The 11,740-nt window shown below is 74.2% G+C and carries 11 protein-coding genes; 10 read left to right on the top strand and 1 reads right to left on the bottom strand.

Features of this window, described 5'->3' with window-relative positions; translation table 11 throughout:
- The first annotated feature begins 69 nt into the window (after positions 1-69).
- Entirely contained in the window at positions 70-2,421 is a 2,352-nt protein-coding gene (locus tag ACA361_RS35725) for a penicillin acylase family protein (RefSeq protein ID WP_375019511.1), read from the top strand.
- Here the strand turns inward: ACA361_RS35725 and ACA361_RS35720 are convergent.
- Positions 2,381-3,082, bottom strand: coding sequence for a TetR/AcrR family transcriptional regulator (locus ACA361_RS35720; protein ID WP_375019510.1), 702 nt, complete (start codon positions 3,080-3,082; stop codon positions 2,381-2,383). The genes ACA361_RS35725 and ACA361_RS35720 overlap by 41 nt on opposite strands.
- An 85-nt stretch (positions 3,083-3,167) precedes the next feature.
- On the opposite strand from ACA361_RS35720, the gene ACA361_RS35715 reads away from it, so the two are divergent.
- The 9 genes from ACA361_RS35715 (at position 3,168) to ACA361_RS35675 (ending at position 11,738) form a co-directional block, all read left to right on the top strand.
- Positions 3,168-4,748, top strand: a complete 1,581-nt coding sequence (locus tag ACA361_RS35715; RefSeq protein ID WP_375019572.1) for an ABC-F family ATP-binding cassette domain-containing protein — start codon at positions 3,168-3,170, stop codon at positions 4,746-4,748.
- Between the two features lie 14 nt (positions 4,749-4,762).
- Positions 4,763-5,635, top strand: coding sequence for an alpha/beta hydrolase (locus ACA361_RS35710; protein WP_375019509.1), 873 nt, complete (start codon positions 4,763-4,765; stop codon positions 5,633-5,635).
- Positions 5,636-5,748: 113 nt separating this feature from the next.
- Positions 5,749-6,594, top strand: a complete 846-nt coding sequence (locus tag ACA361_RS35705) for an MBL fold metallo-hydrolase (RefSeq protein ID WP_375019508.1) — start codon at positions 5,749-5,751, stop codon at positions 6,592-6,594.
- A 125-nt stretch (positions 6,595-6,719) separates the two neighbouring features.
- Positions 6,720-8,168, top strand: a complete 1,449-nt coding sequence (locus tag ACA361_RS35700; protein ID WP_375019507.1) for a 2-hydroxymuconic semialdehyde dehydrogenase — start codon at positions 6,720-6,722, stop codon at positions 8,166-8,168.
- Between the two features lie 10 nt (positions 8,169-8,178).
- Complete coding sequence (locus ACA361_RS35695) at positions 8,179-8,979, top strand: 2-keto-4-pentenoate hydratase (protein WP_375019506.1); 801 nt, start codon at positions 8,179-8,181, stop codon at positions 8,977-8,979.
- A complete protein-coding gene (locus tag ACA361_RS35690) occupies positions 8,976-9,719 on the top strand; it encodes a 2-keto-4-pentenoate hydratase (protein WP_375019505.1) in 744 nt (247 codons plus the stop codon). Before ACA361_RS35695 ends, ACA361_RS35690 begins: the two co-directional genes overlap by 4 nt.
- Positions 9,716-10,165: a RidA family protein gene (locus ACA361_RS35685; protein WP_375019504.1), complete on the top strand. Its 450-nt coding sequence runs from the start codon at positions 9,716-9,718 to the stop codon at positions 10,163-10,165. Before ACA361_RS35690 ends, ACA361_RS35685 begins: the two co-directional genes overlap by 4 nt.
- The gene (locus tag ACA361_RS35680; RefSeq protein ID WP_375019503.1) at positions 10,162-10,737 is read left to right on the top strand and encodes a 3-hydroxyanthranilate 3,4-dioxygenase; all 576 of its coding nucleotides are present in this window, start codon (positions 10,162-10,164) and stop codon (positions 10,735-10,737) included. Before ACA361_RS35685 ends, ACA361_RS35680 begins: the two co-directional genes overlap by 4 nt.
- Positions 10,734-11,738: an amidohydrolase family protein gene (locus ACA361_RS35675; protein ID WP_375019502.1), complete on the top strand. Its 1,005-nt coding sequence runs from the start codon at positions 10,734-10,736 to the stop codon at positions 11,736-11,738. The genes ACA361_RS35680 and ACA361_RS35675 overlap by 4 nt, the downstream gene beginning before the upstream one ends.
- Positions 11,739-11,740 lie beyond the last annotated feature (2 nt).

The raw sequence follows: 11,740 nt of genomic DNA, 5'->3' as shown, positions 1-11,740 counted from the left end.
AGCCGCGCCTCTTGCCGCCGGGGGTGTTCTGTGCCACTTTTGCGGGGCCGTCGTGATCAAGGAGTGTGCATGCCACGCACCGGCCCGCGCCGCCTGGGGACCGTGACGGTCCTGCTGGCCGCCGCGCTCTCGCCCGTCACCGCGTCCGCCACGCCCGCGTCCGCCGAGGGCGTGCACGGCGGCAGGGGCCTGTCGGCGACGATCCGCTACACCGAGTACGGCATCCCGCACATCGTCGCCCGCGACTACGCGGGCCTGGGGTTCGGCACCGGGTACGCGGCCGCCCGCGACAACGTGTGCCTGCTCGCCCAGGGGATGGTCACGCTGCGCGGGGAACGCTCCCGGTACTTCGGCGCCGAGGCCGCGCCGGACCAGTCGCTCACGTCCGCGACCACCAACCTGGCCAGCGACGTGTTCTTCCGCGAGATCAACGCCAGCGGTGTCGTCGAGCGGCTGGCGCGGCGGCCCGCCCCGTACGGGCCGAGCCGCGAGGTGCGCGACCTGGGCCGCGGCTGGGCGGCGGGCTACAACGAGTACCTGCGCGAGGGGAAGATCACCGACCCGGCGTGCAAGGGCGCCCCGTGGGTCCGGCCGATCACCGAGCTGGACGTGACCCGCCGCGGCTACGCGCTCGCGATGCTCGGCGGCTCCGGCCGGATGGCCGACCAGATCGCCGCGGCGCGGCCCCCGTCCGGCACGGCCCAGGCGGCGCCCGACCCGGGGCGGATCGCGGCCGAGGTCCGCGCGATGACGGCGGGCTCCGACATGGGCAGCAACGCGATCGCCGCGGGACGCGCCGCGACCGCGAACGGCCGCGGCCTCCTGCTCGGCAACCCGCACTACCCCTGGCACACCGGACGCCGGTTCTGGCAGATGCACCAGACCATCCCCGGGAAGCTGGACGTCAGCGGCGGCGCCCTGCTGGGCTCGGTCTCGGTGTCGATCGGGCACAACGCCACGATGGCCTGGAGCCACACCGTCGCCACCGGCGTCCCGTTCTCGCTGACGCAGCTCCGGCTCGCCCCGGGCGACCCCACCTCGTACCTCGTGGACGGCCGCACGGAGAAGATGACGCAGCGCCGCATCACCGTCCCCGCCAGGCAGGCCGACGGCTCGGTGAAGCCGGTCGCCGGCACGCAGTGGCGCACCCGCTACGGCCCGGTCGTCACCTCCCTCGGCTCGGTGCCGCTGCCCTGGACCTCGACGGCCGCGTACGCGCTGAACGACCCCAACGCCGCCAACCTGCGCATCTCCAACACCTCCCTGGAGCTGGGCAAGGCCCGCACGACCGACGAGGCGATCCGCGCGCTCAAGGGCACGCAGGGCATGCCGTGGGTCAACACCCTGGCCGCCGACTCGCGCGGCAAGGCCGTCTACGCCCAGATCCAGGTGCTCCCGAACATCACGAACGAATTCGCCGGCACGTGCAACACCCCGCTCGGCAGGACCGTGTTCGCGTCCTCGGGCGTGGCGATCCTGGACGGCGCCACATCGTCCTGCACGCCCGGCCACGCCAAGGGCGCTCTCCAGCCCGGCATCCTGTCCCCGGACCGCTACCCGGTGCTGGACCGCCCCGACTACGTCACCAACTCCAACGACAGCCACTGGCTCGCCAACCCCGAGCGCCCGCTGGAGGGCTTCGACCGCATCATCGGCACCGAGCGCACGACGCGCTCGCTGCGCACCCGCAGCGGCCTGGTCGCCGTCGAGGACCAGCTGAAGAAGGGCCGCTTCACCCGCCAGGACATGCAGGACCTGGTCTTCGCCAACCGCAACCACGCGGGCGAGCTGGCCGCGGCGGACACCGCCGCGATGTGCCGCGAGATGGACCTCGGCCAGGTCTGCGACGTCCTCGCCCGCTGGGACCGCACGGCCGGCACCGGCAGCAGGGGAGCGCTCCTGTTCGACCGCTACTGGCGCCGGGCGGCGCGCGCCGCCGACCTGTGGCGCGTGCCGTTCGACGCGTCCGACCCGGTGAACACCCCGCGCGACCTCAACACCGCCTCGCCCGCCGTCCGCGCGGCCCTGGCCGACGCCGTCGCCGAGCTCAAGGGCGCCGGCATCCCGCTCGACGCGCCCCTGGGCGACCACCAGTACGTGACCCGCAACGGCGCGCGGATCCCGATCGGCGGCGGCACGGAGTCGCAGGGCATCCTCAACAAGATCGAGGCGACCTGGACGCCCGGCGCGGGCTACACCGAGGTCGAGCACGGCTCCAGCTACGTCCAGGTGGTCGCGTTCGGCCGCGGCCGCTGCCCCGACGTCCGGACGGTGCTCACCTACTCCCAGTCCGCCGACCCCACCTCCCCGCACTACGCCGACCAGACCCGCCTCTTCTCGCAGAACCGCTGGGTGCGCACCCCGTTCTGCGAGAACGACATCAGGCGGTCCCCGGCCTTGAAGGAGATCCGCCTCCGCTGACGTAGGGCGCCATCCCGTCCAGCAGGTACGTCAGGCCCTGCTCGAACGCGGCCTCCCGGTCCTCGCCGCCGGGATGGCCGTGCTCGGCGAGGTTGGGGTAGAGGTCGCGGCGCCGCCGCACCAGCTCCCCGGCGGCCCGGTCCGCCGCGTCCGCCGTGTCCGCTGCTTTCCGCGTGTGCCCGCCCCCTTCCATCAGGGCGGCGCCGATGACGTAGTTGGACAGGCCGGCCGCGGCGGCCGTCAGCCGCGGCCCGCGGAAGCCGGCGCGGACCAGCGTGGCGTACATGAACTCGGTCCGTGCGAGCACGTTCGGGCCCAGCAGCGGCCGGTCGAGCAGCGCCGCCGACCACGGATGGCGCAGCATCGCCGCCCGCCACTCGCCGATCAGCGCCCTGACGTCGTCCCGCCAGCCGGCCTCGCCCGCCGGGATGCGCGCCTCCCCGAAGATCGCGTCCAGGGCCAGGTCGAGCACGTCGTCCTTGGTGTCGACGTGCCAGTAGAGCGTGGTCGCCCCGGTGCCCAGCCGCTCGGCGAGCCGCCGCATCGTGAGCCGCTCGTGCCCCTCCTCGTCCAGGAAGGCCACCGCCGCCTCGACGATGCGCTCGCGGGTCAGCGGCGGGTTCCCCCGCCTCGGCCGGTCCTGTCTCATCCACACGCTCATGGGCGGGATCCTACGGCCGTCTAGTACGTTGGGCGAGTAATGGAACGTTGGTCCGGTGACTCGAACAGTGTACGAGGAGGCGGCGATGGGGCACGTCGAGGTGAGCCGGCTGACCTACGCCCTGCCCGACGGGCGGGTGCTCCTCGACGACGTGTCGTTCCGGGTCGGGGAGGGCGCCAAGGCCGCGCTGGTGGGGCCGAACGGGGCGGGGAAGACCACGCTGCTGAGGCTCGTCGCGGGCGACCTGCGGCCGGCGCGGGGCGTGGTGGCCGGCACCGGCGGGCTCGGCGTGATGCGGCAGTTCATCGGCGGCGTGCGGGACGGGAGGAGCGTGCACGACCTGCTGCTGTCGGTGGCGCCCGCGCCGGTCCGCGCCGCCGCCGGACGGCTCGCGCGGGCCGAGCGGGAGCTGGGCGGCGACGAGCGGTCGCAGCTCGCGTACGCGCAGGCCGTCGCCGACTACGGCGACGCGGGCGGCTACGACATGGAGGTCGTCTGGGACACCTGCGCCACGGCCGCGCTCGGCCTGCCCTTCGACGCGGTGAGGGAGCGGCCCGTCACGACCCTGTCGGGCGGCGAGCAGAAGCGGCTCGTCCTGGAGGCGCTGCTCCGCGGGCCCGACGGCGTGCTGCTGCTGGACGAGCCCGACAACTACCTCGACATCGCGGGCAAGGAGTGGCTCGCCGAGCGGCTGAACGCGGTCGCCAAGACCGTCCTGCTGGTCTCCCACGACCGGCGGCTCCTCGCCGACGTCGCCGACCGGATCGTCACCGTGGAGTCGGGCGACGTGTGGGTCCACGGCGGCGGCTACGCGGGCTACGCGCAGGCCAGGCGCGACCGCACCGAACGGCTCCACGAGCTGCGCCGCCGGTGGGACGACGAGCACGCCAGGCTGAAGCGGCTCGTCCACACGCTGCGCCAGCGCGCCGCCAACAACGACGCGGTCGCGTCGTCCTACCAGGCGGCCCGCACGCGGCTGAGACGGTACGAGGAGGCGGGCCCGCCCCGCGGCGCCCCCAAGGAGCAGAACGTGCGGATGCGCCTGCGCGGCGGCCGCACGGGCAAGCGGGCGCTGGTGTGCGAGTCGCTCGGGCTGCCCGGGCTGCTGCGGCCGTTCGACACCGAGATCCGGTACGGCGAGCGCGTGGCGCTGCTGGGCTCCAACGGCACGGGCAAGTCCTCGCTCCTGCGCCTCCTGGCCGGCGAGCCCGTCCCGCACACGGGGACGGCCAGGCTCGGCGCGCGCGTCGTCCCCGGGCACTTCGTCCAGACGCACACCCGGCCCGACCTGCACGGGCGCACCCCGGCCGAGATCGTGATGAGCGAGCACGCGCTCGTCCGCAACGACGCGATGGCGGCGCTGGCCCGGTACGAGCTGGCACCGGCCGGGGCGCGCCCGTTCGAGACGCTGTCGGGCGGCCAGCAGGCGCGCCTGCAGATCCTGCTGCTGGAGCTGTCGGGCGCCACGCTGCTCCTCCTCGACGAGCCCACCGACAACCTCGACCTGGCCAGCGCCGAGGCCCTCCAGCAGGGACTGGAGGGCTTCGAGGGGACGGTCCTGGCGGTCACCCACGACCGCTGGTTCGCCGCCGACTTCGACCGCTACCTCATCTGCGGAACGGACGGACACGTGCGCGAGTCCGCCGATCCGGCCGGTCCGGGGTGAGAGCATCCGGCGGTATGAACCTGAACGACTGGCCCGGCCACGAGCTGTCCGACGCCGAACTCGACACCGCCTACAACGTGCGCGCCAAGGCGGGCGAGGAGCTCTTCGCCCGCCACATGGCCCGCTACCGCTCGATGTCGGACGCGGCGGTCGCCGGGCTGCCGGGCCGCCCGGGGATCGTCTACGACGCGGCGAGCGGCGAGGCGCTGGACGTCTGGGGCGTCGAGGAGGGACGGCTCCGCCCGGTGTTCGTCTTCGTGCACGGCGGCTACTGGCGGGCGCTGTCGCGCGGCGACTCGGCGTTCATGGCCCGGATGCTGGCCGGCGAGGGGATCGCCACGGTCGTCCCGGACTACACGCTCGCGCCCGAGGCCACGCTGGAGGAGATCGTCCGGCAGGTGCGCGCGGCGGTCGCCTGGGTGCACCGCGAGGGCCGCGCGCACGGGCTCGACCCGGAGCGGATCGTCGCCGGCGGCAGCTCGGCCGGCGGCCACCTGACCGGCATGCTCATGGCGGGCGGCTGGCAGGCGGAGTCCGGCCTCCCGGACGACGTGGTGAAGGCGGCGATGCCGTTCAGCGGCCTGTTCGACCTGCGCCCGCTCCAGCGCGTGTACGTCAACGAGTGGCTCGGCCTCGACACCGCGCGCGCGGCGGCGCTCAGCCCGGGGCTGCTCCCGGCGGGGCGCCGGTGCCCGGCCGTGGTCGCGGTCGCGGAGCACGACGGGACGGGCTTCCTGGACCAGTCCCGCCGCTTCGCCGCGCACTGGGGCGACCCGGCGGAGCTGATGGTCGTGCCGGACCGCGACCACTTCGACGTGGTCCTCGATCTCGCCGACGCGGAGTCGCGGGTGAGCCGGGCCCTGCTGGCCCTGATCCGCTCCGTCTGACGCGCTATGCCCGTACGGGCATGGCCGACCCGGCAAACGCTATTAGTGCGACATGCCTCCCTCCGCCTAGTGTTCGGCTCACAGCGCCGAGAGCACCGACAGGAAGGACGCGCGTGGGCACGGACACCGGACCGCCGAGCATGGACCTCGGCGGGATCACGGTCAGCTGGCTGGCCGACATCCCGAGCATGGCGTTCGCGCCGGACGACCTGCTGGCGGCCGGGGCCGGGGACCCGGGGCCGGGCGCGGACCTGGACCTGACGTTCGGCGCGTACCTGATCACGACCGGCGGCACGGCCGTGCTTGTCGACGCGGGCGTGGGCGACGGCAAGGCCCGCTCCCGCCCGGGCTGGAACGGGCGCGCGTCCGGCGCCCTGCCCGCCGCGCTCGCGGCGGCCGGGCTCGCCCCGGCCGACGTCGGCGCCGTCCACCTCACCCACCTGCACGCCGACCACGTCGGCTGGAACACCGTCCGGGACGGCGAGCGCTGGGCGCCGGCCTTCCCCGCGGCGCGGTACCTGGCCCTCGGGGACGAGCTGCGCTGGGCGCGGGAGGGGCACGAGCGCGATCCGGGCTTCCTGTACGGGTCGTACGCCGACAGCGTCCTGCCGCTGATCGAGGAGGACCGGCTCGACGCGGTCGAGGACGGCCACCGGATCTGCGAAGGGGTCGAGGTGCGCGCCGTGCCCGGGCACACCCCGGGCTCCTCGGCCGTGATCGTGCGCGGCGCCCGCGCCACGGCGGTGATCGCGGGCGACCTGATCCACCACCCGCACCAGTTCGCGCACCCGCTGACCTGCTCGCGCTTCTGCGTCGACCGGGCGGCGTCCGCGCGGGCCAGGCGCGAGGTCCTGGGCTGGATCGCGGACCAGGGGGCGGTGCTCATGCCGGCGCATTTCGGCTGGGGCACGGTCGGCGCCGCGGACGGCGGATTCCGCTTCCGCCCGATCCCGCGCTGATATAGCCGGAACGCAATACCTCGCGAAGCAACTGGTATTGGACCGGCATAGCGTGCGGGCAGATGATGGCTCCACGACGAGCGATACGAGCAGGAAAACGAGCAGGAGGGGAGGGTGACGGGTTCATGAAGCCGGCCCATTACGTTGGCGGGAGCTTCCTCGCGGACGAGCCCGGCGGGACGGCGTTCCCGCTGGTCGACCCCGTCGACGGGACCGAGCGCGGGCAGGTGCCCGAGGCGTCCCGGGAGACGGTCGGCGCGGCCGTGGCGGCGGCGCGCGCGGCCCTGGAGGGCGCCTGGGGCGCCACCGGCGACACCGAGCGCGCGGCGGCGCTGCGGCGGATCGCCGACGGCATCGAGGCCCGCTTCGACGAGTTCGTCGACGCGGAGACCGGCGACACCGGCAAGCCGCGCGAGCTGGCCGCGACCGTCGACATCCCGCGCGCCATCGGCAACTTCCGCTCCTACGCCGACCTGCTGTACGGGCGCCCCGAGCGGTCGTACACCACGCGGATCCCCGGCTGGAGCGCCGGTGCGGGCGGGCAGGCGCTCAACTACACCGTCCGCCGGCCGCTCGGCGTCGTCGCGATCATCTCCCCGTGGAACCTGCCGCTGCTCCTGCTGACCTGGAAGGTCGCCCCCGCGCTGGCGGCCGGGAACGCCGTGGTCGCCAAGCCGTCGGAGGAGACGCCGTCCACCGCCACCCTGCTGGCCGCGGTGATCGACGAGGCGGGGCTGCCGGCCGGCGCGTTCAACCTGGTGCACGGGCACGGCGCGGGCGCGGCGGGGGAGTTCCTCACCGGGCACCCCGGCGTGGACGCCATCGCGTTCACCGGCGAGTCGGCGACCGGCGCGGCCATCATGCGCAACGCCGCCGACCACGTCACCCCCGTCTCGTTCGAGCTGGGCGGCAAGAACCCGGCGCTGGTGTTCGCCGACGCCGACCTGGACGCCGCCGTCGACGGCACCGCCCGGTCCTCGTTCACCCACTCCGGCCAGATCTGCCTGTGCACCGAGCGGGTGTACGTCGAGCGGCCCGTCTTCGACGAGTTCGTCGCCGCGCTCGGCGAGCGGGCGCGCGCTCTCGACGGGTACGGCCCGATGATCTCGGCCGAGCACCGCGACAAGGTGCTGTCGTACTACCGGCTGGCCCGCGAGGAGGGCGCCACGGTCGTCGCGGGCGGCGGCGCGCCGGAGTTCGGCGACCGCCGCGACGGCGGCTTCCACGTGCAGCCGACCGTGCTGACCGGGCTGCCCGAGACCGCCCGCGCCGTCCGCGAGGAGATCTTCGGGCCGGTCTGCCACGTCGCCCCCTTCGACACCGAGGAGGAGGCCCTGGCGCTCGCCAACGACAGCCGGTACGGGCTGGCCGCCACGGTGTGGACCCGCGACCTGTCGCGGGCGCACCGGGTGGCGCCCCGCGTCGAGGCCGGGATCGTGTGGGTGAACTGCTGGAACCTGCGCGACCTGCGGACCCCGTTCGGCGGGGTGAAGGCATCCGGGATCGGGCGCGAGGGCGGGGAATACTCCCTGGACTTCTTCTCCGAACCCGTCAACGTGTGCGTGCAGATCTGAGAGTGAGCCCGTGACAGACGAAGCCATCGACGCCGCCGCCGCGCGCCTCCTGGAGGCGCACGCCACCGGCGTCCCGTGCGCGCCCGTCCGCGACCTGATCGGTCCCGGCCAGGCGTACGACGTGCAGCGGCACCTGACCAAGCACTGGCTGGCCGAGGGCCGCCGCCCCGTCGGCCGCAAGATCGGCCTGACCTCGGCGGCGGTGCAGCGGCAGCTCGGCGTGGACAGCCCCGACTTCGGGATGCTGTGGGCCGACACGGCCGTGCCCGACGGCGCCGAGATCCCGGCCGGGGCGGTCATGCAGGGCCGCGCGGAGGCCGAGGTCGCGCTCGTCCTGGAACGCGACCTCACGCACGAGCGGCACACCGCCGCCGACCTGATCCGGGCGACCGCGTTCGCGCTGCCCGCCATCGAGATCGCCGGCAGCCGCGTCCGCGACTGGGACATCACGCTCGCCGACACCGTCGCCGACAACGCCTCGTCCGGCATGTACGTCCTGGGCAACCGCCCGGTGCGGCTGGCGGACGTCGACCTGCGGCTGTGCGGCATGGTCCTGGAGCGGCGCGGCGAGCAGCTGTCGACCGGCACCGGCGCCGCCTGCCTCGGCCACCCGCTGAACGCGGCGCTCTGGCTGGCCGACACCCTCGCCCGCGTCGGCAACCCGCTGCGCGCGGGCGACACGGTGCTGACCGGCGCGCTCGGCCCGATGGTCCCGGCCGTCCCCGGCGACGTCCTGGAGGCCCGCATCGAGGGCCTGGGCGACGTCCGCGTCGCGTTCGCCAAGGAAGAGACCGAAGCGGGGAACACATGAGTGACATCGAGGCGCTGGCGGGGACGCTGGACGCGGCCGTCCGGGACGCGCGCGCGATCCCGAAGCTGACCGACAAGGCCGAGTTGGACGTGGACGCCGCGTACGCCGTCCAGCGGGCCGTGATCCGGCGGCGGGTGGCGCGGCACGAGCGGCTCGCCGGGGTGAAGATGGGCTTCACCAGCAAGGCCAAGATGGTCCAGATGGGCGTCCACGACGTCATCTGGGGGCTGCTCACCGACGCGATGCTGATCGAGTCGCACGTGGACGTGCGGCGCCTGATCCATCCGCGGATCGAGCCGGAGATCGCCTACCTGATCGGCCGCCCGGTCCGCTCGGCCGCCGACGTGGACGCGGCCGTGGCCGGCGTCGCGGTCGGCTTCGAGGTGCTGGACTCGCGCTACGAGGACTTCTCGTTCACGCTCCCGGACGTGATCGCCGACAACGCGTCCGCGGCCGGGTACGGCGTCGGCGCCTGGCGCGAGCCGCGCGACGTCTCCAACGTCGGCATGCTGATGGAGATCGACGGCCGGGCCGTCCAGACCGGGTCGTCGGCGGCGATCCTCGGCGACCCGATGCGCTCGCTGCGGGCCGCGGCGCGGCTGGCCGGGCAGGCCGGGATCACGCTGGAGCCCGGCTGGGTGGTGCTGGCGGGCGCCGCGACGGCGGCGGTGCCGCTGCCGGCGGGCGCCCACGTCCGGGTGACCGCGTCCGGGCTCGGCTCGGTGGAGGTGACGACGTGAGCCGCGACGGCACGGCGGCCGGGGACGCGCTGCTGGTCGAGGGCAAGGCCCGGCCGCGCGGGCGGTTCCCGCACGTGAAGCGGGCCGGCGACCTCGTGTTCGTGTCCGGCACCAGCTCGCGCCGCCCCGACGGGACGTTCGCGGGCGCGAGCGCCGACCCGATGGGCGTCACCGACCTCGACATCCGCGCGCAGACCCGCGCCGTCATCGAGAACGTCCGCGACCTGCTGCGCGCGGCCGGGGGAGACCTGTCCGACCTGGTCAGCGTGACGACGTACCTGGTGAACATGAACGACTTCGGCGGCTACAACGAGGTCTACGGCGAGTACTTCGACGAGACCGGGCCGGCCCGCACGACCGTGGCCGTCCACCAGCTGCCGCACCCCCATCTGCTGATCGAGATGTCGTGCACCGCGCACATCCCGGTGAAGGAGGCTGGATCATGACCGAGCTGCCGAAGCTGTCGTTCGGGCGGCCGTTCAACTTCGAGCGGTGGATCGACGAGCACCGCCACCTGCTGAAGCCGCCGGTCGGCAACGTGCAGGTCTGGCAGGACTCCGGGCTGATCGTGATGGTGATCGGCGGGCCCAACCAGCGCACCGACTTCCACGACGACCCGGCGGAGGAGTACTTCTACCAGCTCAAGGGCAACATGGTGCTGCGCGTCATGGAGGAGGAGGGCAAGCCGCCGGTCGACGTGCAGATCAACGAGGGCGACGTCTTCCTGCTGCCGCCGCACGTCCGGCACTCCCCGCAGCGGCCGGAGGAGGGCAGCATCGGGCTGGTCGTGGAGATCGCGCGGCCCGAGGGCACCCGCGAGGCGTTCGAGTGGTACTGCGTGAACTGCCACCACCTGGTGCACCGCGCCGACCTCCAGGTGCGCTCGATCGTCGACGACCTGCCGCCGGTGTTCCAGAGCTTCTACGACGGTGACCGCACCTGCGGCAACTGCGGCGCGGTGCACCCCGGGAAGCTGTGGCCGGAGGACATGCGCCCGGTGACCGAGGTCCGTACGTGAGCGTGATCGACGTCCACGCCCACGTGTTCCCGCGCGTGTCGAGGGACGAGGCGCGGGTGCTGGCGGGCGCGGGGGAGCCGTGGCTGCGCGAGGACGGCGGCGGCACCGGCATGATGATGAGCGGCGACGCCGAGTACCGGCCGGTCCGCGCCGAGCTGTGGGACGCGGCGGCGCGGGTCGCCGCGATGGACCGTACCGGCGTGGACGTGCAGGCGGTCTCGTCGACCCCGCTGATGTTCGGGTACGAGGCGGAGCCCGCCCGCGCCGCCGAGTGGTGCGAGCTGGTCAACCAGCGGATCCTCGACTACTGCGGGGAGGCGCCGGACCGGCTGCTGCCGCTGTGCCAGGTCCCGCTGCAGGACCTCGACCTGGCGTGCGCGGCCGTCACCAAGGCCGCCGCGGCGGGCCACCGGGGCGTGCACATCGGCAACCACGTCGGCACCCGCTACCCCGACGACGACGGGATCGTGGCGTTCCTCGCGCACTGCGCCACCGAGGGCATGCCGGTGCTGATGCACCCGTGGGACATGCTCGGCGGGGACCGGATGGCCGGCCGGTACATGCTGCCGTGGCTGGTCGGGATGGGCGCCGAGACGCAGCTGTCGATCCTGTCGCTGATCCTGTCCGGGGCGTTCGAGCGGATCCCGGAGTCGCTGCGGCTGTGCTTCTGCCACGGCGGCGGCAGCTTCGCGTTCATGCTGGGGCGCGCCGACAACGCGTGGCACAACCGCGACATCGTCCGCGCGGACTCGCCGCGGCCGCCGTCGGCGTACACCGGCCGGTTCTTCGTCGACTCGGCCGTGTTCGACCCGCGGGCGCTGCGGCTGCTGGTGGAGGTGATGGGCGCGGACCGGGTGATGCTCGGCACCGACTTCCCGTTCCCGCTCGGCGAGCTGGAGCCGGGCTCGACCGTACGGGCGTGCGCGGAGCTGGGCGAGGGCGACCGCGCGGCGATCCTCGGCGGCAACGCCCGCCGCTTCTTCGGCCTGGCGGAGGAGTGACC

The organism is Actinomadura sp. 21ATH, assembly GCF_041951345.1.
Taxonomy (GTDB): domain Bacteria; phylum Actinomycetota; class Actinomycetes; order Streptosporangiales; family Streptosporangiaceae; genus Spirillospora.
This window is presented reverse-complemented; position numbering and strand designations above follow the sequence as displayed.